This is a genomic window from Flavobacterium sp. PL11 (assembly GCF_035985025.1).
Lineage (GTDB): Bacteria > Bacteroidota > Bacteroidia > Flavobacteriales > Flavobacteriaceae > Flavobacterium.
Window position 1 is genome coordinate 27,699 of the sequence record NZ_JAXCIA010000015.1, and the last position, 22,206, is coordinate 49,904.

Below are 22,206 nucleotides of genomic sequence, written 5' to 3' on the forward strand. Positions count from 1 at the left end.
ATAAATCTAATCATTTAAAAGAGTAATCATGTCAGAAAAAGGTAAAAAGCAATTCGGAGTTTGGATGGACACTCACCACGCAACTATCGTGGGAAGAGAAAATCTACAATCAGGTGATTTTGTGATAATAGGTCACGAAAAAATGGATGGTCAAGGATCAAACAGTAGTGAAAACGCAGCGAACAATGCGGAACGAGATTCACTTCAAAAGTTATTTAAGAACATTACGGCTCACATGCAAAATGTAGATCAGCTACACATTACAGGAACAGGTACGGCTCAAGAGCAATTTATGAAATATTTGCAGGAGACCGCACAATATAAAAATGTTGAAATGAAGGAAAGTACCACTGATAAAATGAGTGACGAAGCTTTGATTGAATATATCACGGCTCATTTTTAACTAAATTTTTAAGATCAAACCAAAAGAGCTTTCTGAAAAGAAAGCTTTTTTTTTAAAGTTTTAGAAAAAGTTGTAGCAAAATTTGATAGGTAACTTTTAGCGTCAGGTTTGCGATAGCGAAAATTATTTTTTATTATACGCGGCTCGACAATTTTTTTATTTAATGGTATATTCGTAAAAAAAAATATGCGTTTTTCTCTACTTTTAATAGTTACCTTGAGCATTTTTGTTTTAGTGAGTTGCAGTTCGAAAAAAAGCACTAACATTTCATACCTTGAATCCAGCGATAAAAATAGCTTTACTGAGCCAAAATTAAATGTCTTTGTTCCTCGCAAAGTCTCGGCAAAACCATTTCCAGTTTTAATTTTTGTCCATGGAGGCAACTGGAATAGTGGTAGGAAAGGAACGTATGATTTACTAGGTAGAAATTTCGCAAAAAAAGGTATTCTAACAATCATCCCTGATTATACGCTAAGTCCTAATGCAAATTATGACGCTATGACAAAACAAATCGCAGCTGTAATTAAATGGTCTATTATGAACGCGAGTCAGTACAACGGAAATCCAAATCAAGTTTTTATCACAGGGCATTCTGCAGGAGGACATCTTGGTGCATTAGCGGTCATGAATCCTAAATATGGTATCGATACAAAAAGTATTGCTGGAATTATATTAAACGATGCAGCAGGACTGGATATGAAAAATTATTTGGAAGGAAATCCTCCAACTTCTAGTAGTAACTATTTAACAACTTGGACGAAAGATCCAAAACTGTGGAAAGAAGCTTCACCTATTTATTTTATTAATAACGATACACCGCCATTTTTAATTTATGTGGGCGATAAAACGTATAATTCAATAAAAGTAGCCAACACTAGATTTGTGAAAGCACTTGAACCTTTTCAGCCTAATGTTACGCCAATACGTCTAAATAAAAAACATGTTCCTATGGTATTGCAATATTTTTTTCCGTGGAGCGACCGATTTAAAGAGATTACAGCGTTTATAAATCTAAATTCAAAAAAGGAATAATACTTCTTTTTTGGTGATTATTTGGTTCTGTCTAATAATCTATCTAGCGAATATTTACCGCTACCTAAAAAGAACAAACTGAGATACGCAAATAAATAAAGTAATCCCATTTCTTTAGTTCCTAAATCGTCATTGGCATGAACAATAAATACAGCAACAAGCATTGTAATAATTAGTGGTATAAGTGCAAATCTTGTCCATAATCCTAGTATGATTAAGATCGAACAAACAACCTCTGAAAAAACGGTCAATGTCAATGAAGCTACAATTCCAATACCTAAAGGATCAGCAAATTCCAGATTTCCATTTATTAATTTAAGCATTTTTGGAAATCCATGAGTCAACATTAATAAGCCAAATGAAAGTCTTAAAATTAAAGCTGTAAGATCAGTGGAATTTATAGACAAGGTAGTAGATGACAAGAGTTTTTTAATCATTGGTTTATTTTTAAAGTCTTTATAATGACAAACATAGAATTATTTTGCAAGATGTAATAGATATTCCATTAAATTTTTTAACTAATCAGCTATAAATAATGTATTGATTTGAAAGCTTTGAAAGAAAAAGAAAATGATAATTTCTGAAGATTCTTTTAATGTTTTGTAAAAAAAAAGTTTTTTTATTTTTATAACTAAGTGTTAAGATGACTTCTTTAATTTGGTAAAAGCGTAGTAGCCTTAGAGAATTCAATAAACTTATATTTATCTTTCAACTTATTATCTAATATCAATTTGTCGTTTGAAAATTTTACTACTCCAGTATCAAAATGCCAAGTTCCTAAATAATTTAATGAATTCGGATTAATTGTAAAAACAAAAGGAGTCAAATCCTCTTGTTTGAGTTGACCTGATTTGATTTTTACATCTAAATTTTCTCTTGAATCAATGTTTTTGAAAATCGGTTCAGTGAAAAATTTTGCGCCATACCATTTGCTTTGAGTCCACCAATAATTGTAAATAGCGTACGTTCCTGGTGTAATGCTGTAGCAAAAGGTATTTTCTTTTGCCGATTTATAAGCTGGTTTTACTCTAAACGCACTAATCTCATTCGTTTCCATATTGATGATTCTAACATCTTGAGCAAATCCGCCACTACTAAATCCCAATCTTTGTATGAAACTACCATAAATAACCGCTTGACCAGCAACAATACTATCATTTCTATTAAATTCTACTAAGGATTTATAGTTTTGGCTAGTAGCTAAAAATGTAAAAAGTGTTAAGATAATGGTGCTAAATAATTTCATTTGAGGGATATAAAGTAATATACTAGGCTTAAATGTTAGTTGAAAAGATTTCTATCATCTGTTTTTCATCAAAATAATAGTACCAAATATAATTTAATTTCAATGGAAAGGGGATTTTTAGTTTATTGTTTTTCTATTTAATTTTAATTGTTTTGGAAAGTTATTTTAGTCAAGGTGGTCCATTAATAATTATCTGGTTACATAAATTCTAATTATTAAACGTAAAATAAATACCTTCAGATTTACGTATAATTTAGCAAATTCATAATGTGTTTTCTGATAAAAACGGATGCTTTATGGACTATAAATTGCAAACATTGAATTCCCAGTTAAATTTTCTCTTATCTAATTTTCAAATTGTCTAATTAAGTTATCTTTGCGCACCCGAATGGTCGCGACTAAAAGTATTTATGGCGCGACAACATTATACTATAAAGAATTATTAAGAGAGACAGATGAAATTTGATTTATTGAAAACAGACCCGTTGTCTAAAGCTAGAGCGGGAACTATTACCACCGATCACGGCGTTATTGAAACTCCAATTTTTATGCCCGTAGGAACGGTAGCCTCAGTAAAAGGAGTGCATCAACGAGAACTTAGAGAGGATATAAATCCTGATATTATATTGGGAAATACCTATCATTTATACTTACGTCCGCAAACTGAAATTTTAGAAAAAGCAGGCGGATTACATAAATTCATGAACTGGGATCGCAATATTTTGACTGATTCAGGCGGTTACCAAGTGTATTCGCTTTCGGCAAATAGAAAAATTAAAGAAGAAGGCGTAAAATTCAAATCGCATATTGATGGATCGTACCACTTTTTTACTCCAGAAAATGTAATGGAAATTCAACGTACAATTGGTGCTGATATTATTATGGCATTTGATGAGTGTACTCCTTATCCTTGTGATTATAGGTATGCGCAACGATCGATGCACATGACCCATCGCTGGCTTAATCGTTGTATCAGTCATTTAGATAATTTACCAGTTAAATATGGTTACGATCAAGCTTTTTTTCCTATCGTTCAAGGAAGTACTTACAAAGATTTACGGAGACAATCAGCAGAATATATTGCAAACAGCAACCAAGTGGGAAATGCTATTGGCGGACTTTCAGTAGGTGAACCAGCTGAGGAAATGTATGCGATGACAGAAGTGGTCTGTGAAATCTTACCAAAAGACAAACCACGTTACTTAATGGGCGTTGGAACTCCTATTAATATTCTTGAAAATATTGCTTTAGGTGTAGATATGTTTGATTGTGTGATGCCAACTCGTAACGCGAGAAACGGAATGCTTTTTACAGCTAACGGAACTATCAATATCAAAAATAAAAAATGGGAAGCTGATTTCTCTCCCATAGATGAAATGGCAATCACATTTGTAGATACTGAATATACTAAAGCGTATTTACGTCATCTTTTTGCTGCTAATGAATATTTAGGTAAGCAAATAGCGACAATACATAATCTTGGTTTTTATATGTGGCTGGTTCGTGAAGCCAGAAAACATATCTTAGCTGGCGATTTCAAGCCTTGGAAAGAAATGATGGTTAAAAACATGAATCAAAGATTATAAAAAAAATGTTTAATTTCTTGATCGATTAATCGCTTAAACAAATCACCGATTAAACTTTATTATGCTAACAATAATTGATAAATACATCCTAAAAAGATATTTAGCCACTTTTGCAGTGATGTTGCTATTGTTTATTCCTATTGGGATTGTTGTTGACGTAGCGGAAAAAATAAATAAATTACTTGAGAATAAAGTGCCTCTTTTAGAGATCGCTTTTTACTATTATAATTTTACAATCTATTTTGCCAGCTCTCTTTTTCCGATATTTTTATTTTTATCAGTGATTTGGTTTACCTCTAAACTAGCTAATGATACTGAGATTATTGCAATTTTGAGTTCGGGTATTTCGTTCACACGTTTTTTAAGACCTTATCTTATAGGAGCGTCCATAGTTTCTGTGTTTGTGCTTTTAATGGGATTTTTTGTTGTTCCAGCGGCTAGTGAAGGCTATAATAATTTTAGATATACCTATTTAAAGGGCGGTGGAAGAGAGGCCATGCGAGGAGATAATACTGATGTATTTCGACAAATTAGTGCCAGTGAATTTATTTATGTTAATAGTTTCAACACAGAATCAAAAACTGCTTTTAATTTTTCATTAGAAAAATTTAAAGATCAAAAATTAGTTCATAAGATCACGGCAAGTAGAATAAAATGGAATCCAAAAGAAAAGGATTATACGCTGTACGATTATTCGAAAAGGACGGTGGGGCCACTGAATGATAAAATTGAAAAAGCTCCTGAAAAAAAAGCCAAGTTTAGTTTTGATCTAGAAGATTTAACTCCAGTGGTCTATATTGCGGAGACGCTGACTTTAGGGAAACTAAACTCTTTTATTAAAAAAGAACAAGAACGAGGCTCATCTAATATTAATGTTTATTTAGTGGTTTTATATAAAAAATATAGCGTACCTGTTTCCGCATTTATATTAACCATTATTGCTGTCGCTGTTTCATCAATGAAACGCAGAGGCGGAATGGGAACCAATCTAGCTATTGGTATAGCACTTGCTTTTGCCTTTGTGTTTTTTGACAAAATCTTTGGAGTATTAGCAGAGAAATCTAGTATTCCTCCTATGGTAGCCGTGTGGTTGCCTAATATTGCCTTTGGAATTTTAGCCATTTATTTATTACGAAATGCAAAACGATAATTTAAAAAGTTACTTAAACCTTCATTTAATAGTTTTTATCTGGGGATTTACAGCTATTCTTGGTGCTTTGATCACCATTTCAGCCGACGCTCTAGTGTGGTATAGAATGTTATTTGCAGCTATTTTCCTTGGTTTTTTTCTTGTTTTTAATAAAAAAAAGTCATTTAAGATTCCATTAAGATCCTTTCTAAAACTTATTTTTGTTGGATTACTGATTGCCTTGCACTGGATCTTTTTCTTTAAAGCCATACATGTATCTAATGTTTCAATTACCTTGTCTATATTTTCGTTGGGTGCTTTTTTTGCCTCCATTTTAGAACCGCTTTTTTTTGGTCGTAAAGTGTTGTGGTATGAAGTGTTTCTTGGATTGATTATTATTGCAGGTTTAGCGTTGATATTAAAAGTAGAAATCAATTATCTAGATGGGATGTTATATGCTTTAGCAGCAATAATTTTAGGGGTTTTGTTTACATTGATGAATGGTAAATTAATTGCAGATCATGATCCCTCGGTTATTTCATTTTACGAATTTTTAGCAGGTGCATTTTTCATATCACTCTATTTTTTGTTCCAAGGTAAATTCACCTTAGACTTCTTTGTTTTATCAATTAACAATTGGATGTTAATTCTTATTTTGGCTTCTGTTTGCACTGCTTATGCCTTTACAGCTTCGGTAAAAGTGATGCAAAAACTGACGCCATATACTGTTATGTTAACCACTAATTTAGAACCTGTGTACGGAATTATTCTAGCTTATTTTATTCTAGGTGGAAAAGAAAAAATGAGTTTCGAATTTTATATTGGAGCTTTGATAATAGTTATTACTGTGATAGTAAATGGTATTATAAAGCAGTATCAAAAGAAAAAATTTGCCAAAGAAAATCCCACTTTGATCCACTAACATTTTACAGATAAATAGAAAAATAGCCATAAGGAACGATATAAAATTTTATATTTGCCGTTCGAAATTAAACAAAAACGCAAAAATCCTATGGAATATTTAGATTTTGAGCTTCCGATAAAAGAATTAGAAGAGCAGTTAGATAAATGTCTTATTATTGGAAAAGAATCAGATGTTGATGTCACCAATACTTGTAAGCAAATCAACAAAAAACTGGAAGAGACTAAAAGGACTATATATAAAAACTTGACTGCTTGGCAACGCGTGCAATTATCAAGACATCCTAGCCGTCCCTATACAATGGATCATGTGCGTGCTTTGTGCGGTGATACATTTTTAGAGCTTTTTGGCGACAGAGGATTTAAAGATGACAAAGCGATGATAGGCGGTTTAGGTAAAATTGACGGACAGTCGTTTATGATTGTAGGTCAACAAAAAGGATTTAATACTAAAACGCGTCAATTTCGTAATTTCGGAATGGCAAATCCTGAAGGGTATAGAAAAGCATTGCGCTTGATGAAAATGGCCGAAAAATTTGGAATTCCTGTACTGACGCTTATTGATACTCCCGGAGCCTATCCAGGATTAGAAGCAGAAGAACGCGGGCAGGGTGAAGCTATTGCTAGAAATATTTTTGAGATGGTTCGTTTAAAAGTGCCAATTATCACCGTTATCGTAGGTGAAGGTGCCTCTGGTGGAGCATTAGGAATAGGTGTAGGTGATAAAGTATATATGATGGAAAACACTTGGTACTCTGTAATATCTCCTGAATCTTGTTCTTCTATACTTTGGAAAAGTTGGGAATACAAAGAACAAGCTGCTGCGGCCTTGAAGTTGACTTCTGCTGATATGAAAAAACAAAAATTAGTTGATGATATTATCCCAGAACCATTAGGTGGAGCACATTACGATAGACAAACTGCTTTCAAAACAGTAGAGCAATATATCATGAAAGGTTATAATGAATTAAAAGACTTATCAACAGAAAAACTGATTGCAAAAAGAATGGAGAAATACTTAGAAATGGGTGAGTATAGAGAGTAGTTCTTTTAAACTTAAATGTAATCCGTCTTGTTAATTAATAAGACGGATTTTTTTGTGTTATAAACAAAAAGTAACGAATTATAAACAATTATTTGTAACAACTCATTCGCTATATTTTTTTAATTTTTATTACTTTCGCTCTATGGAAAACTTTAGAAATATTAGTCCGCTTAAGATTGATAAAACTACTATTATAAGCCTTGAAAAAGGAAAGCTACAGCCACAAGTACTTGAATTAGAGGAGGCTGTGCTAGGCGCTATGATGATTGACAAAAAGGGAGTTGATGATGTAATTGATATTTTGCAACCAGACGCTTTTTATAAAGAAGCGCACAAACATATATTTGAAGCCATCGTTCAGCTTTTTACAGAAACTCAACCTATTGACTTATTAACGGTTTCAGCTCAGCTTAAGAAAAATGCCAAATTAGAACTCGCTGGGGGTGATTTCTATTTGATTCAGCTGACGCAAAAGATATCATCATCAGCACATATCGAGTTTCACTCTCGGATCATTCTACAGAAATTTATTCAGCGCAGTTTGATTCGGATTTCGACTGAAATTATTGAAGACTCTTATGATGAAACCACTGATGTTTTTGATTTATTGGATAGAGCCGAATCTAAATTATATGAAGTAACGCAAGGAAATATAAAACGAAGCTCAGAGACCGCTCAAAGTTTAGTGTTACAAGCTAAGAAAAGGATAGAAGAAATTGCAGGGCAAGAAGGATTAAGTGGAGTGGCAACAGGTTTTGATAAACTGGATAAGATTACATCAGGATGGCAACCTAGCGATTTAATTATTATTGCGGCGCGACCAGCAATGGGAAAAACAGCTTTTGTACTTTCTATGGCTCGAAATATGGCTATAGATTATGGAATGCCTGTGGCATTGTTTTCGCTGGAGATGGCTTCGGTGCAATTAATCACACGTTTAATTTCATCTGAAACAGGTTTGTCTTCAGAGAAACTGCGTACAGGAAAATTGGAAAAACACGAATGGGAACAATTAAGTACAAAGGTTAAAAATTTAGAAAAGGCACCATTATTTATTGATGACACACCGTCATTATCAATTTTTGATTTAAGAGCAAAATCCAGACGTTTAGTTTCACAACACGGAATCCGTATCATTATTGTAGATTATTTGCAATTGATGACCGCCGGAGGAAATGGAAAAGGCGGTGGAAATAGAGAACAAGAAATTTCTAGTATTTCTCGAAACTTAAAGGCATTAGCCAAAGAATTGAATGTTCCAGTAATAGCACTTTCCCAATTATCGCGTGCAGTGGAAACTCGTGGATCTAGTAAAAGACCGCTACTTTCTGATTTACGGGAATCAGGGGCAATTGAGCAAGATGCTGATATTGTCTCTTTTTTATACAGACCAGAATATTACAAAATAGATGAGTGGGATGATGATGAAGCATCACCTACAGCTGGTCAGGCCGAAATTATGATAGCCAAGCACCGTAATGGTAGCATTGAAAACGTGCGATTAAAATTTATAGGACATCTAGGAAAGTTTGACAATTTAGAGGACCATAGCGGCAGTTATGATGATTTGCCATCAAGTATGAATCAGGATGACAATCCATTTGTTACAAAGAATTTACCATCAGCGAATGAAGCTTTTGGCAGCAATTTTAATGATCCTGATGATGACAGCGATGTACCTTTTTAAATAATAAGTTTAAAGTCTGCTTTTTTAGTAGACTTTTTTTATGCTATAAGTCCCAGATAAAACATTTATCTTTGAAGTTAAAATATATGTTATGCTGATTAAAAGATCACTTTGGATTGTTATCTTGCTTCTTTCATTTTCTATAAGAGCCTCTTTTCTTTTAATTCCAATGGATGATTCTACACAGCAAAACCATTTAAAAGCGTACGGAATTACCTATTGGTGCATTGATAAAAATTACAAAGCGAGCTGGTTGCTCAATTATCGTGGCGGTTCTTTTTTACTGCCTGATGCTCCGGAAATTCGTAAAGAATGCCAAATTAGAGGCGTTAGTTTTGAAGTGATTTCTGAAAGTGAACAAATCACTATTCTAAATGAAATAGCAAGTCCTTCTCAAAATATGGAATCGGTTCTTTTAGAAAAAGCACCTAAAATAGCTGTTTACACTCCCAAAGGGAAACAACCCTGGGATGATGCAGTGACATTAGTGTTGACTTATGCGGAGATTCCATTTACTGCCATTTATGACGAGGAAGTGTTAACAGATCAATTGCTACTTTATGACTGGTTGCACTTGCACCATGAGGATTTTACAGGTCAATATGGCAAGTTCTATGCTACTTATAAAAATGTGCCTTGGTATATTGATCAAAAAAAGGAATCTGAAAAATTAGCAGCAAAATTAGGATTTGAAAAAGTGTCTATAGAAAAAGGAGCGGTGGCTAAAAAAATTAGAGATTTTGTAATTGGTGGCGGCTTTATGTTTGCCATGTGCTCTGCAACAGATAGTTTTGATATTGCATTGTCAGCTGATGGTTTAGACATTTGCGAAGCTATGTTTGATGGCGATGCTAGTGATGCAAATTACCAATCCAAGATAAACTACAGCAATTCCTTTGCTTTTAAAGATTTTACTTTAGAGAGAAGACCTGAGGTTTATGAGTTTTCTGATATTGATATGACTAACAAAAGAAGAATTCCATTTGAAAAAGATTATTTTACACTAATGGAATTTTCTGCTAAATGGGATCCTGTGCCTAGCATGCTTTGTCAAAATCACACCCAGCTTGTAAAAGGATTTATGGGCCAAACTACAGCATTTGATGCTGCACTTATAAAATCGAATGTTTTAACCTTAGGAAGTTGTGAGTTAAATGGTGAGGCGCGCTATATTCACGGTCAAAAGGGTAAAGGGATGTTTACTTTTTATGGTGGTCATGATCCCGAAGATTTTCAGCATCAAGTTGGCGATCCACCTACGGTTTTAGACTTACATGCTAATTCACCTGGTTATCGTTTAATCTTAAACAACGTGCTATTTCCTGCCGCTAAAAAGAAAAAATTAAAAACCTGATTTTTAGATTAGTTCATTTCCACAATATTTCCATAGCTCATTTACTATTCAGTTATGAGAATAAATTATTGTCGTAGTTAGCTATTGTAGTTTATTTACTTATATGTTCTTGATTTAACAACAATCAACCATCCTTTAATCTTATAAAATTCAAAACTTTTAAGAGATTACATTGAAAACTTATATGGCTTATATGGTAAAAAATAGCGACATTATTTTCTTCTAATCACTTATGTTAGTAAATAGCAATTGAATGAGCTAAAGAATTTATCAGATGAGGATTTTTTAAATACACCCTGCTTTATTTAGCCATTTAATTATGACTTATATTTTAATAAACACTAGTAATGGAATAGAGTTTTAATTTTCAGCATTTTTCTTATACTCTTTAGGAGTTGTTGCCGTTGATTTTTTAAAAATTCTATTAAAATTGGAAGCGGTTTTAAATCCGCATTCGTAGGCGATTTCAGAGATGCCCATATCAGTTTCCATAAGGAATTTGCAAGCGTTGGCAATACGGACTTCATTCAGATATTCTACAAAACTTTTTTTAGCTTTTAATTTAAACACTCTGCAAAAAGAAGTTGGAGTAAGATTGGCAATTTTAGCTATTTCAATAAGGGAAATATCTTGTTTATAATTTTCTTTTAAATAGATAAAAACAGCTGATAAACGATCGTTTGTATTCTGGTCTTTTATGGGTGAATATGCTTCATTATTAACAAATGTAAGATCAGTGCTTTCAGATAGAATGGACAGTATCTCAAAAAGGCCTATAATAATTTCGAAATTTTTCTTATCAACTAGTTTCTCTAATTTTTTGGCTATTTTTTTATTTGTTTTGCCATCAATAGATAAACCTCTAATACCATTATTAAAAAGAGCATTGATTTTATGAGCTTCTTTTAATTCGTAAAAAGCTGGGCCAAAGAGTTCTTTATTAAAGTAAATAACAATTGCTTTTGCTTTTAGATTATTGGTTTGTTGATAATATATTTCATCGTTTAACCATACATGCGGGATATCAGAACCTAAAAACACCATATCTCCCGATTCAAAAGAGGCCACCGAATTACCAATAATTCGTTTGCCATAACTTTCCTTAATGTAAACTAGTTCTAATTCTGGATGGGAATGAAAAGGAGATTGAAAAAAAGACTCTTCTCTGGAAATAACAGAAATAGAACTGTTTAGATAAGATGTTATTTTAGTTTTTTCGATTTTCATTTCTCAATTAATGATAATTAGTAATTAAACAAAGATAATATTTGAGTATTAAATATGTGGCAGTATATATAACTTTCCACTTGTAAATAAGTATAAATTTAATAAAAAATGTAAATGGCATTAAATTCGGATTCGGGGCAATATAACAAAGCTATTTCTGATGAGTTGCAAGAAAGTGAATTTTCTTTTGATAAAAAAGAAAAAGGAGGCGCTAATGGTCTAAATAATAAAGGAGACGGTGATGATTCGAAAAAGTGGTTATTTCCATTTATTTTAGTGACTAGTTTATTTTTCTTTTGGGGATTTGTACACAATTTAGATCCTATACTGATTCCGCATTTAAGAAAAGCCTTTAACTTAACAGACTTCGAATCTTCGTTAGTAGACTCAGCAGTTTTTATTGCTTATTTTGCTATGGCATTGCCAGCAGGATATATAGCTCGAAAATACGGTTATAAATCAGGAATCTTGATTGGATTAGTTTTATTTGGAATTGGATCTATCCTTTTCGTACCCGCTGCTAATTCTTTGCAATATGTATATTTTCTTGGAGCATTATTTGTAATTGCCTGTGGATTAACATTCCTAGAAACTGCTGCTAATCCTTATGTTACCGTATTAGGACCGCCAGAAACAGCTACAAAAAGATTAAATTTTGCACAATCTTTTAATGGCTTAGCTGCTTTTATAGCTCCTACATTTGTGGGTCCTATGATCTTATCAGGTAAAAATTATACGGAAGCTGAAATGGCAAGTATGCCAGCAATTGAACTAAATACTTATTTAGCTTCAGAAGCAGCAAGTGTCAAAATGCCGTATTTAATTTTAGGAATAATTATTTTTATAGTTGCTATTTTGGTTTATTTTACAAGAATGCCTGATATTAAAGAGGAAGATAATGATGGTGCTAATGAATCAAGTTTTTCAGGTGCGTTGCAATCTATGAAATTGAGATGGGGAATTGTAGCTCAATTTTTCTACGTGGGTGCTCAGGTTTGTGTGGGAAGTTTTTTTATTAAAATGGCAACTACAACTGCAAGTTTAGAGGAAGGAACTGCTGCTAAATATTTAGGATTTTTTGGACTTGCTTTTATGTTAGGCCGTTTTGCTGGCACATTCTTAATGCAGTACATTCATCCTCGAAAATTATTAATAATCTATACCATAATTAATATTTTGTTGACCATTTTAGCCATAACAGGAACGGGAATAATAGTAGTTTATACCTTAATTGCCATTGCTTTTTTTATGAGTATTATGTTTCCTACGATCTTTTCTATGGGAATTGACGGATTGGGAAATAATACTAAAATAGGATCTTCATTAATTGTAATGTCTATTGTAGGTGGTGCTTTACTTCCACCAGTATTAGGAGTTATTTCTGATGCTACAGGAAGTATTCAAATGGGTTATCTAGTTCCATTAGTATGCTTTTCAGTAATATTATTATTTGCATTCAACGGACATAAAGCTAATAAAGCTTAAATTTATTTATATACTATGTTAAATAACGAAACGAAACGATTGGTAATTAAAATGCACCCAAAAGATAATGTTCTGGTGGCTTTAACTGATTTACCTCAAAATGAATTGGTTTTTTTTGAAGGAGAAACGTACATACTTCAAAATACGACTAAGGCTAAACATAAATTTTACACGACTGATTTAAAGTTAGGTGATGAAGTAACTATGTATGGTGTTTTAGTTGGGAAAGTGCAGTGTGATATTGCTAAAGGAAGCTTAATGACTATCGAAAATTTAAAACATGCTGCTGAACCTTATGGCTATCGCGATATAGATTATTCGTGGAATGCACCGGATGTTTCCAAATACAAAAACAGAACTTTTAACGGCTTTAAAAGAAAAGATGGTCGAGTAGGAACCGCTAATTATTGGCTTTTTGTTCCAACGGTTTTCTGTGAAAATAGAAATTTAGATGTAATAAAAGAAGCCTTACAAAATGAATTGGGTTATTCTGTCAGTGATAAGTACACGCAATATACACATCAATTACTAAAAGCGTATCAAGATGGTGAAGCCATTGAATCGATTGATTTAGAGTTGTCACCAACAAACCATGTTGATCGCGTTTTTAAAAATGTAGATGGTATAAAATTCCTAAATCATCAAGGTGGATGCGGTGGCACGCGACAAGATTCAGCTACTTTGAGTGCCTTATTAGCGGCTTATGCTAATCATCCTAACGTAGCTGGAATTACACTTTTGAGCTTGGGTTGTCAGCATTTACAAGTACAAGATTTTGTAAACGATGTTAAAGCGCAAAATCCTTTATTTGACAAACCACTACTGGTTTTTGAACAGCAACAAACCGTTAGTGAGGAGCAACTAATAGCAGATGCAATCAAGCAAACTTTTGCTGGATTGATAGAAATAAATAAATTAGAAAGATCTCCAGCACCATTAAGCGATTTAGTTTTAGGAGTAAAATGTGGCGGAAGTGATGGTTTTAGCGGAGTTTCTGCTAATCCAGCCGTAGGTTATACCTCTGATTTACTGATTGCATTAGGAGGTAAGGTCCTATTAGCAGAATTTCCAGAATTATGTGGCGTAGAGCAGAATTTAATAGATCGTTGTACCACCAAAGAATCAGCTGATAAATTTATTTATTTAATGCAGTCTTACGATGCATTAGCCCATAAAGTGGGGTCTGGTTTTCACATGAATCCTTCACCAGGAAACATAAAAGATGGTTTAATTACCGATGCCATCAAAAGCGCAGGTGCGGCTAAAAAAGGCGGTACTGCACCAGTTGTAGATGTTTTAGATTATACAGAACCCGTTACAAAACCTGGATTAAGCTTAGTGTGTACGCCTGGAAACGATGTCGAAGCCACAACGGGTAAAGCAGCGGCGGGAGCGACATTAATACTGTTTACCACAGGTTTAGGAACACCAACAGGAAATCCTGTTTGTCCCGTAATTAAGGTGGCTACAAATTCAGTATTAGCTAAAAAAATGAGCGATATTATTGATATAGATTGTGGTCCAGTGATCAGCGGAGAAAAATCTATTGAGGAGATGGGAGAAGATATTCTGGAATATTGTATTAAAGCAGCTAGTGGAGAAATTATTCCAAAAGCAGTACAACTAAATCAAGATGATTTTATTCCTTGGAAGAGAGGAGTTTCTTTATAGTTTTTTATACTAAAGAATTAGTAATTTAAATTCAGTAATGGCAAAATTAAAGCTAAATGCTATTTGCCTAATTAAGTTCATTCTAAAACTTAAATGTTCTTAAATTTCTTATATGGTTTAAAATTATATCATTGTTCTAATTAAAAATTAAAAAACACATATTATGTTTTCATTACAAAATAAAATAGCGGTTGTAACCGGAGGCGGTAGCGGAATAGGGAAAGCGATTTCGGCTTTATTTGCGAAGCAAGGGGCAACAGTTCATATTCTAGAATTAACAGAGGAAAGTTCTAAAATAGCAGTGGAAGAAATTACTGCCGAAGGCGGGCAAGTTTTTGCGCACGCTTGCAACGTTGCCAGTCATGAAGCAGCAGTAGCTACATTCGAAAAAATTGGAGCTATCAATATCCTAGTCAACAATGCCGGAATTGCTCATATTGGAAAAGTAGATACAACACCCGAAGCTGATTTTGATCGCATTATGAATGTCAACGTAAAAGGAGTGTACAACTGCTTATTCGCTGCAATTCCGCAATTCCGTAAAAGTAATGGTGGTGTGATTGTAAATATGGCGTCTATTGCGGCTTGGGTTGGGATACCAGATCGATTTGCTTATTCGACTGCAAAAGGAGCGGTTATGGCTATGACTTTGTCAGTTGCTAAGGATTATCTTAGTGAAAATATACGTTGTAATTCTATTTCTCCAGCAAGAGTACATACACCATTTGTAGACGGTTTTATTTCAAAAACTTATCCTGGACAAGAAGCAGCCATTTTTGAAAAATTATCTAAGTCTCAGCCCATTGGCCGTATGGGTAAACCAGATGAGGTTGCCGCTTTAGCACTGTTTTTATGCAGCGATGAAGCCGGATTTATATCAGGTTGTGATTACCCTATTGATGGAGGATTTATAAAATTAAATAATTAATGAGAGTTGCCTTATTCATACCGTGTTATATCGATCAGTTTTATCCGCAAGTGGGTATTGCTACTTTGCAACTATTAGAAAAATTAGGTTGTGAGGTGAGTTTCCCATTAGAACAAACCTGCTGTGGTCAGCCGATGGCTAATAGCGGTTTTGCTTCATCAAGCAAAGGTTGCGATATTAATTTTGTTAAAAATTTTGATGGTTTCGATTATATAGTCGCTCCCTCAGGAAGTTGCATTTTACATATAAAAGAGCACTTGCAAGATGCGGTACATCCCGAAAAAGCAGCGCATATTAGAAATACTGTTTATGAACTTACAGAATTCCTAACTGATATTTTAAAAATAGAAAAGCTACAGGCTCGTTTTCCTTATAAAGTAGGAATACACAATAGCTGTCACGGACAGAGAGGTTTACATCTTTCGTCTATGTCAGAAAGAATGTTGCCTTCATTTTCTAAACCTGAACAATTATTGAATATGGTTGCTGACATTCAATTAAGCAAACCTAAACGCAGTGATGAATGTTGTGGTTTTGGCGGTACTTTTTGTGTGTTTGAAGAAGCTGTTAGTGTCAAAATGGGGAAAGATAGAATTGCAGAACATGATCAAAATGATGTAGAATATATTACCGCAGGGGATACTAGCTGCTTAATGCACTTAGAAGGGATTTTAAAAAGACAAGGAAGTACTGTAAAAACCATTCATATTGCTGAGATATTGAATAGCTCATTATAAAAAGATGAAAACAACACATGCTGAATTAGCGGAAAAATTTAATGCTGACGAGCCTAGAACTGATTGGCATGACGAAACTTTGTGGTTTGTTCGTGAGAAAAGGGATAAAGCAGCTCATGGCTTGCCTGAATGGGAAGATTTGAGAGAATGGGCTTCGCAAATAAAAAATCATACACTTTCTAATCTTTCTAATTACTTAACTGAATTTGAAGAGAAAGCTAAAGCAAATGGCATCATTGTTCATTGGGCTGCTGATGCATTAGAGCACAATAAAATTATTCATAGTATTATTCAAAAACACAAGATTAAAAAGATTGTGAAGAGTAAAAGTATGCTTACTGAGGAATGTCATTTGAATGAATACCTACAAGAACAAGGAGTAGAAGTGGTGGATACGGATCTAGGTGAACGTATTGTTCAGTTTAGAAAAGAGGCGCCAAGTCATATTGTATTGCCAGCCATTCACTTAAAAAGAGAAGATGTAAGTGAAACTTTCCATGAGCATTTACAAACAGAAAAGGGAAATAACGACCCACAATATTTAACTGAAGCTGCTAGACTGCATTTACGTGATAAGTTTGTTCAATCAGAACTTGCCATTACAGGAGTCAATTTTGCTTTAGCAGAAACAGGAGGTTTTGTGGTTTGCACCAATGAAGGAAATGCAGATATGGGAGCGCATACTGCTGATGTACATATTGCGTGTATGGGATTTGAGAAAATTATTCCAAAAGCAGAACATCTAGCCGTTTTTTTACGATTATTAGCAAGAAGTGCTACGGGTCAACCCGTAACTACGTATTCGAGTCATTTTCACAAACCAAGAGCGGGAAAGGAAATGCACATTGTAATTGTCGATAATGGTCGAAGTAAGCAATTAGGGCGTCCTGACTTTAGAGATTCGCTAAAATGCATTCGTTGTGCGGCTTGTTTTAACACCTGTCCTGTATATCGTAGAAGTGGTGGGCATAGTTATCACACCGCTATTGCAGGGCCTATTGGTTCTATTTTAAGTCCAAATTTAGACATGAAAGCTAATGCTGATTTGCCTTTTGCATCTACCTTATGTGGCAGTTGCACTAATGTTTGTCCAGTAAAAATCAATATCCACGAGCAATTGTACAAATGGAGACAAGTTATTGTAGCCGAAGGTTATGCTGATACCACCAAAACGATTGGTATGAAAACGATGGCTTATCTGTTTTCTAAACCAAGTGTGTATCGTTTTGCAGGAAAAATGGGAAGACGAATGATGAAAGTGTTTCCAGCTGTGACTAACAACAAATTAAATCCTTGGTACAAGCAAAGAGAAATGCCCGAACCACCAAAGGAATCCTTTAGAGAATGGTATATGAAAAACGGAAAAATAAAAATAAAAGAATAGGATGAGTTCAAGAGAAAATATATTGAATGCAATAGCTGCTAATCAGCCTACTTTGGTTCCACTGCCTGTTATTGAACGTTCTGCTGTTATTGAATATAAAGATTATTTTTTACAGTTTAAAACGGTATTAGAAAGTATAGGAGGAAAAATTGAATTGATTCCGAATTTAGATCTTTTAAAGGAAAAAATTAGAGCCGATAAAGATACTAACACTTTTATTATTGATACCATTACTGGCGCATCTCCTGAAAATGAACCTGCTATTTCCGGATCAGCATTCGAATTAGAAAAAGTAGAAAGAGCTTATATTAGAGGAACAGTTGCCGTTGCTGAAAATGGCGCAATATGGGTATATGAAAGCCAAATGAAAAACAGAGTCTTACCTTTTATCTGTCAGCATTTAGTTTTAGTAATCGATAAAAAAGATATAGTGGCAACAATGCACAATGCTTATGACAAAATTGCTATGGACAGTGAGGGTTTCGGTGCTTTTATCGCAGGACCATCAAAAACGGCAGATATTGAGCAATCATTAGTAATTGGAGCACATGGAGCGAGAAGCACAATGGTTTATATTGTAGAGTAAATAAGGAAAAGTAAATTGCAACAATAAAAATAAATTATAAATTTAAAAATATAAAATATGAGTAATAGTAATAATAAAACGCGCTTAAAACATATAGCACTAGGCTTAGCTTTTTCGTCAATTGCATTCGCGAGTTATGGCCAACAAAAAAACTTTGTGGTAATCAATCCATCCATGTCAGAAAATGAATTGGTTGAAATTGCGGCCAACATTGTCCCAACTCCCGAGCAATTGCGCTGGCAACAGTTAGAATTAACAGGGTTTATCCATTTTGGAATGAACACTTTTACAGGTAGAGAATGGGGAGAAGGTAAGGACGACCCAAAGTTATTTAACCCAACCGCTTTAGATGCTAGACAATGGGTAAAATCGTGTAAAGATGCAGGTATTAAGCAAGTGATCATTACCGCTAAACACCATGATGGTTTTTGCTTATGGCCAACAAAAACAACGGAATACTCTTTGAAAAAAAGCCCTTGGAAAGATGGGAAAGGCGATGTAGTAAAAGAAGTTGCTGATGCTTGTAAAGAATTGGGCGTAGGTTTTGGCGTTTATGTTTCGCCTTGGGACAGAAATCACCCGAGTTATGGTACTGATGCGTATAATGACGTTATGGTCGCTCAACTAACTGAATTATTGACGCAATATGGACAAGTAGATGAGGTTTGGTTTGACGGAGCCAATGGCGAAGGTCCTAACGGTAAAAAGCAAGTATATGATTTTGAAAGATGGTACGCATTAATTCGAAAATTACAACCTCAAGCGGTAATCGCAGTCTCAGGTCCTGATGTGCGCTGGGTAGGTACAGAAACGGGACACGGACGTGAGCAAGAATGGAGTGTAGTGCCGGTAGGAAAAAAGAATAAAACAGATAATGGTTCTCAAACAACGGCTGATTCACCGCCAGCAGGGGACATGCGAGGGAGTGTTTTAGGAAGTCGCAGTCAGTTGAAAGATGGAGATGCTCTAAAATGGTATCCCGCAGAAACGGATGTGTCGATTCGTCCAGGATGGTTTTACCATGAAGCAGAAGATAAAAAAGTAAAAACTCCTGCCTACTTGAAAGAGATTTATTTTCATTCAGTGGGAAGAAACGGAGTGCTTTTATTAAATATACCACCAGACAAAAGAGGTTTGTTTACTGATTACGATGTAAATGCTCTAAAGGAATGGAGAGGAAAGCTAGATGAAATTTTCAAAGTAAACTTGATGAAAAATGCAAAGGCCACTGGAAAAGTAAAAAAAATTAAATATTTATTAGACGGAAACGACGCTACAGATCATACATTTTCAATGAAAGGAAATGATGATGCTGTTGAATTGGACTTAAAAGGAGCAAAAACATTTAATGTATTATTGCTTCAGGAAAATATTCGAAAGGGACAAAGAGTAGAACAGTTTATTCTAGAATATTGGGAAAATGGACAGTGGAAAAAAGCAACAGAAGGAACCACGATCGGTTTCAAACGCTTGTTAGAGTTTCCTACAATTACAGCCTCTAAAGTAAGATTGCGAATAGTTGCTGCTCGATTACAACCAGCGCTGGCAGAAATAGGGTTGTATTTAGATACTACTGATAAAAAATAAAATATGAAAAAAGTAATCCAATATCTATTATTTACATGTATCTCAATAGTAGCTGTGCAAGCTCAAACCTATACGCCTACAGCTGAAAATTTAGCGGCAAGAACGGAGTTTCAGGATATGAAACTGGGAATGTTTATTCATTGGGGTGCTTCTAGCGTTCTGGGTGACGGCGAATGGGTAATGAATAATAAAAATATTGGAGTAAAGGAATACGGAAGACTGATTAATATATTCAACCCGCAAAACTTTGATGCTAAAAAATGGGTGGCTACGGCCAAAGCTGGAGGAATGAAATATATCACTTTCATCACTCGGCACCACGATAGTTTTAGCAATTGGGACACCAAACAATCTGATTGGAAAATTACCAATACGCCTTATGGCAAAGATGTTTTAAAGCAGTTAGCTGATGAATGTCACAAGGAAGGGATCAAACTGTTTTTATATTATTCGCTGTTAGATTGGTATCGTAGCGATTACCAATATGAAACCGGAAAAACTGGGAAAGGAACAGGGAGAACTGAAAAAAGCGATTGGGAAAGTTACATCCGTTTTATGAAAGCACAGTTAACAGAGTTGTTGACCCAGTATGGCAAAATTGACGGAATTTGGTTTGACGGTCATTGGGATCAATTGGATAACGACACCGATAAAACTTTAAAATCAAAAGTAGATTGGCATTATGATGAGATTTATACCTTAATTCATTCGTTGCAGCCCCATTGTTTGATTTCGAATAATCATCATTTGTTGCCTATTCCGGGAGAAGATTTTCAAGCCTTCGAAAAAGATTTACCGGGAGGAAATTCTACTGGTTTTGGAGGGCAGTCTATTTCTCAATTGCCCTTGGAAACTTGTGAAACTATGAATGAATCATGGGGTTTTAAAATTACAGATACGAAATACAAATTGACCAAAGATTTAATTCATTATATGGTGAATGCCGCTGGTCTCAATGCTAATTTCTTGCTGAATGTAGGACCAATGCCTGATGGAACGATTCAACCAGAATTTGTGGCAACCTTAAAAGAAATAGGGGATTGGATGAAAATAAATGGTGAAAGTATTTATGGCACTAGAGGCGGAATTATAAAACCGCAGGAATGGGGAACCGTTACGGCGAAGCAAAAAACAGTATATGCACATATTATAAAAAAGCCAAAAGACAGTTCTTATATCTTGATTCCTGAGATGAAAACTAAAATAGTAAAATGCAATTTGCTCAATACTAAAACAGCATTAAAATATAAAATTAAGGCAGAAGGAACTTATGTCTATCTACAAGGAATTATTTTAGATCCAATAGATACAATTATTGAAATAACAATTAAATAAAAATTATGAAACTTATACGATTTGGAGCAGCAGGAAAAGAAAAACCAGGAATTATAATAGATAATACGCGATATGATGTGTCCTCCATTGTGTCTGATTATGATGAATCTTTCTTCGAAAGTGACGGGTTAGAAAAACTGAAAAATACTTTAGCTTCTGATCCGCATTTACCAGAGGTCGCTCTAGACGTTAGGTTAGGCTCACCGGTAGCGAGACCCTCTAAAATAATATGTATTGGTTTAAATTATGTAGATCACTGCAGAGAAACGAATGCGCCAATTCCTACGGAACCTATTTTGTTTTTTAAATCCACTACTTCATTATGTGGTCCAAATGACGATTTAATTATTCCAAAAAATAGCGAAAAAACAGATTGGGAAGTAGAACTAGCTTTTGTAGTGGGGAAAAAAGCAAGTTACGTTGATGAAGCTGATGCTTTAGATTATGTAGCCGGTTATGCTTTGTTAAACGATTATAGTGAACGAGCATACCAAATTGAAATGGGTGGTCAATGGGCCAAAGGAAAAGGTTGTGACACCTTTGCACCACTTGGACCCTTCTTGGCCACTCAAGATGAAATTGCTGATGTAAATAATATTCCAATGTGGTTAACGGTTAATGGTAAGAAATTCCAAAATAGTAATACCTCGAATTTAGTTTTTAAAATTCCATTCTTATTGCATTATTTAAGTCAATTTATGACTTTGCTTCCGGGCGATATTGTAAGTACAGGAACACCTCCAGGCGTAGGATTAGGAATTAAGCCCAATCCAATTTATATCAAAGCAGGTGATATAATTGAGTTAGGAATGGACGGTTTAGGATCAAGTAAACAAGTGGCAATCGCTTATAGCAAATAAATT

20 protein-coding genes are annotated in these 22,206 nt (G+C 34.3%); 17 read left to right on the forward strand and 3 right to left on the reverse strand.

Going from position 1 to position 22,206, the window contains the following annotated elements; all coding sequences use genetic code 11:
* The first annotated feature begins 28 nt into the window (after positions 1–28).
* Positions 29–403: a hypothetical protein gene (locus RCH18_RS09545; protein ID WP_326936526.1), complete on the forward strand. Its 375-nt coding sequence runs from the start codon at positions 29–31 to the stop codon at positions 401–403.
* A 186-nt stretch (positions 404–589) separates the two neighbouring features.
* Complete coding sequence (locus tag RCH18_RS09550; protein WP_326936527.1) at positions 590–1,435, forward strand: alpha/beta hydrolase; 846 nt, start codon at positions 590–592, stop codon at positions 1,433–1,435.
* Between the two features lie 17 nt (positions 1,436–1,452).
* Here RCH18_RS09550 and RCH18_RS09555 read toward each other — a convergent pair whose 3' ends face one another.
* Both RCH18_RS09555 and RCH18_RS09560 read right to left on the reverse strand, forming a co-directional pair.
* Positions 1,453–1,872: a DoxX family protein gene (locus RCH18_RS09555; protein ID WP_326936528.1), complete on the reverse strand. Its 420-nt coding sequence runs from the start codon at positions 1,870–1,872 to the stop codon at positions 1,453–1,455.
* Positions 1,873–2,087: 215 nt separating this feature from the next.
* Positions 2,088–2,681, reverse strand: a complete 594-nt coding sequence (locus tag RCH18_RS09560; protein WP_326936529.1) for a hypothetical protein — start codon at positions 2,679–2,681, stop codon at positions 2,088–2,090.
* Positions 2,682–3,136: 455 nt separating this feature from the next.
* On the opposite strand from RCH18_RS09560, the gene tgt reads away from it, so the two are divergent.
* The 6 genes from tgt (at position 3,137) to RCH18_RS09590 (ending at position 10,403) form a co-directional block, all read left to right on the forward strand.
* Positions 3,137–4,267 carry a tRNA guanosine(34) transglycosylase Tgt gene (gene tgt / locus RCH18_RS09565; RefSeq protein WP_326936530.1) on the forward strand — a complete coding sequence of 377 codons (1,131 nt, stop codon included), beginning with the start codon at positions 3,137–3,139 and terminating at the stop codon, positions 4,265–4,267.
* 61 nt (positions 4,268–4,328) lie between these two features.
* Positions 4,329–5,417 (forward strand): LptF/LptG family permease, encoded by a 1,089-nt coding sequence (locus RCH18_RS09570; protein WP_326936531.1) that lies wholly within the window; start codon positions 4,329–4,331, stop codon positions 5,415–5,417.
* A complete protein-coding gene (locus RCH18_RS09575; RefSeq protein WP_326936532.1) occupies positions 5,404–6,318 on the forward strand; it encodes a DMT family transporter in 915 nt (304 codons plus the stop codon). Before RCH18_RS09570 ends, RCH18_RS09575 begins: the two co-directional genes overlap by 14 nt.
* A gap of 90 nt (positions 6,319–6,408) precedes the next feature.
* Positions 6,409–7,362, forward strand: a complete 954-nt coding sequence (locus RCH18_RS09580) for an acetyl-CoA carboxylase carboxyltransferase subunit alpha (protein WP_326936533.1) — start codon at positions 6,409–6,411, stop codon at positions 7,360–7,362.
* Positions 7,363–7,504: 142 nt separating this feature from the next.
* Positions 7,505–9,049, forward strand: coding sequence for a replicative DNA helicase (gene dnaB, locus RCH18_RS09585; protein WP_326936534.1), 1,545 nt, complete (start codon positions 7,505–7,507; stop codon positions 9,047–9,049).
* Between the two features lie 91 nt (positions 9,050–9,140).
* Entirely contained in the window at positions 9,141–10,403 is a 1,263-nt protein-coding gene (locus RCH18_RS09590) for an asparagine synthetase B (protein ID WP_326936535.1), read from the forward strand.
* A 360-nt stretch (positions 10,404–10,763) separates the two neighbouring features.
* On the opposite strand, the gene RCH18_RS09595 is transcribed toward RCH18_RS09590, so the two are convergent.
* A complete protein-coding gene (locus RCH18_RS09595) occupies positions 10,764–11,630 on the reverse strand; it encodes an AraC family transcriptional regulator (RefSeq protein WP_326936536.1) in 867 nt (288 codons plus the stop codon).
* A gap of 114 nt (positions 11,631–11,744) precedes the next feature.
* Here RCH18_RS09595 and fucP point away from each other — a divergent pair, with 114 nt between their 5' ends.
* The 9 genes from fucP to RCH18_RS09640 all read left to right on the forward strand — a co-directional run bounded on the left by fucP (position 11,745) and on the right by RCH18_RS09640 (position 22,203).
* A complete protein-coding gene (gene fucP / locus RCH18_RS09600) occupies positions 11,745–13,115 on the forward strand; it encodes an L-fucose:H+ symporter permease (RefSeq protein WP_326936537.1) in 1,371 nt (456 codons plus the stop codon).
* A 15-nt stretch (positions 13,116–13,130) separates the two neighbouring features.
* Positions 13,131–14,786 (forward strand): UxaA family hydrolase, encoded by a 1,656-nt coding sequence (locus RCH18_RS09605; protein WP_326936538.1) that lies wholly within the window; start codon positions 13,131–13,133, stop codon positions 14,784–14,786.
* A gap of 163 nt (positions 14,787–14,949) precedes the next feature.
* Complete coding sequence (locus tag RCH18_RS09610) at positions 14,950–15,714, forward strand: SDR family NAD(P)-dependent oxidoreductase (protein ID WP_326936539.1); 765 nt, start codon at positions 14,950–14,952, stop codon at positions 15,712–15,714.
* Positions 15,714–16,451 carry a (Fe-S)-binding protein gene (locus RCH18_RS09615; RefSeq protein ID WP_326936540.1) on the forward strand — a complete coding sequence of 246 codons (738 nt, stop codon included), beginning with the start codon at positions 15,714–15,716 and terminating at the stop codon, positions 16,449–16,451. The genes RCH18_RS09610 and RCH18_RS09615 overlap by 1 nt, the downstream gene beginning before the upstream one ends.
* A gap of 4 nt (positions 16,452–16,455) precedes the next feature.
* Positions 16,456–17,835, forward strand: a complete 1,380-nt coding sequence (locus RCH18_RS09620; RefSeq protein ID WP_326936541.1) for a lactate utilization protein B — start codon at positions 16,456–16,458, stop codon at positions 17,833–17,835.
* 1 nt (position 17,836) lies between these two features.
* A complete protein-coding gene (locus RCH18_RS09625) occupies positions 17,837–18,421 on the forward strand; it encodes a LutC/YkgG family protein (protein WP_326936542.1) in 585 nt (194 codons plus the stop codon).
* A 57-nt stretch (positions 18,422–18,478) separates the two neighbouring features.
* Positions 18,479–20,008: an alpha-L-fucosidase gene (locus tag RCH18_RS09630; RefSeq protein WP_326936543.1), complete on the forward strand. Its 1,530-nt coding sequence runs from the start codon at positions 18,479–18,481 to the stop codon at positions 20,006–20,008.
* A 3-nt stretch (positions 20,009–20,011) separates the two neighbouring features.
* Positions 20,012–21,343, forward strand: a complete 1,332-nt coding sequence (locus tag RCH18_RS09635) for an alpha-L-fucosidase (protein WP_326936544.1) — start codon at positions 20,012–20,014, stop codon at positions 21,341–21,343.
* 5 nt (positions 21,344–21,348) lie between these two features.
* The gene (locus RCH18_RS09640; RefSeq protein WP_326936545.1) at positions 21,349–22,203 is read left to right on the forward strand and encodes a fumarylacetoacetate hydrolase family protein; all 855 of its coding nucleotides are present in this window, start codon (positions 21,349–21,351) and stop codon (positions 22,201–22,203) included.
* Positions 22,204–22,206: the final 3 nt, after the last annotated feature.

Excerpts from the sequence above, each read along its gene's own strand:
- RCH18_RS09545 (WP_326936526.1), top strand. The coding sequence starts at position 29 with ATGTCAGAAAAAGGTAAAAAGCAATTCGGAGTTTGGATGGACACTCAC.
- RCH18_RS09550 (WP_326936527.1), top strand. The coding sequence starts at position 590 with ATGCGTTTTTCTCTACTTTTAATAGTTACCTTGAGCATTTTTGTTTTA.
- RCH18_RS09555 (WP_326936528.1), bottom strand. The coding sequence starts at position 1,872 with ATGATTAAAAAACTCTTGTCATCTACTACCTTGTCTATAAATTCCACT.
- RCH18_RS09560 (WP_326936529.1), bottom strand. The coding sequence starts at position 2,681 with ATGAAATTATTTAGCACCATTATCTTAACACTTTTTACATTTTTAGCT.
- tgt (WP_326936530.1), top strand. The coding sequence starts at position 3,137 with ATGAAATTTGATTTATTGAAAACAGACCCGTTGTCTAAAGCTAGAGCG.
- RCH18_RS09570 (WP_326936531.1), top strand. The coding sequence starts at position 4,329 with ATGCTAACAATAATTGATAAATACATCCTAAAAAGATATTTAGCCACT.
- RCH18_RS09575 (WP_326936532.1), top strand. The coding sequence starts at position 5,404 with ATGCAAAACGATAATTTAAAAAGTTACTTAAACCTTCATTTAATAGTT.
- RCH18_RS09580 (WP_326936533.1), top strand. The coding sequence starts at position 6,409 with ATGGAATATTTAGATTTTGAGCTTCCGATAAAAGAATTAGAAGAGCAG.
- dnaB (WP_326936534.1), top strand. The coding sequence starts at position 7,505 with ATGGAAAACTTTAGAAATATTAGTCCGCTTAAGATTGATAAAACTACT.
- RCH18_RS09590 (WP_326936535.1), top strand. The coding sequence starts at position 9,141 with ATGCTGATTAAAAGATCACTTTGGATTGTTATCTTGCTTCTTTCATTT.
- RCH18_RS09595 (WP_326936536.1), bottom strand. The coding sequence starts at position 11,630 with ATGAAAATCGAAAAAACTAAAATAACATCTTATCTAAACAGTTCTATT.
- fucP (WP_326936537.1), top strand. The coding sequence starts at position 11,745 with ATGGCATTAAATTCGGATTCGGGGCAATATAACAAAGCTATTTCTGAT.
- RCH18_RS09605 (WP_326936538.1), top strand. The coding sequence starts at position 13,131 with ATGTTAAATAACGAAACGAAACGATTGGTAATTAAAATGCACCCAAAA.
- RCH18_RS09610 (WP_326936539.1), top strand. The coding sequence starts at position 14,950 with ATGTTTTCATTACAAAATAAAATAGCGGTTGTAACCGGAGGCGGTAGC.
- RCH18_RS09615 (WP_326936540.1), top strand. The coding sequence starts at position 15,714 with ATGAGAGTTGCCTTATTCATACCGTGTTATATCGATCAGTTTTATCCG.
- RCH18_RS09620 (WP_326936541.1), top strand. The coding sequence starts at position 16,456 with ATGAAAACAACACATGCTGAATTAGCGGAAAAATTTAATGCTGACGAG.
- RCH18_RS09625 (WP_326936542.1), top strand. The coding sequence starts at position 17,837 with ATGAGTTCAAGAGAAAATATATTGAATGCAATAGCTGCTAATCAGCCT.
- RCH18_RS09630 (WP_326936543.1), top strand. The coding sequence starts at position 18,479 with ATGAGTAATAGTAATAATAAAACGCGCTTAAAACATATAGCACTAGGC.
- RCH18_RS09635 (WP_326936544.1), top strand. The coding sequence starts at position 20,012 with ATGAAAAAAGTAATCCAATATCTATTATTTACATGTATCTCAATAGTA.
- RCH18_RS09640 (WP_326936545.1), top strand. The coding sequence starts at position 21,349 with ATGAAACTTATACGATTTGGAGCAGCAGGAAAAGAAAAACCAGGAATT.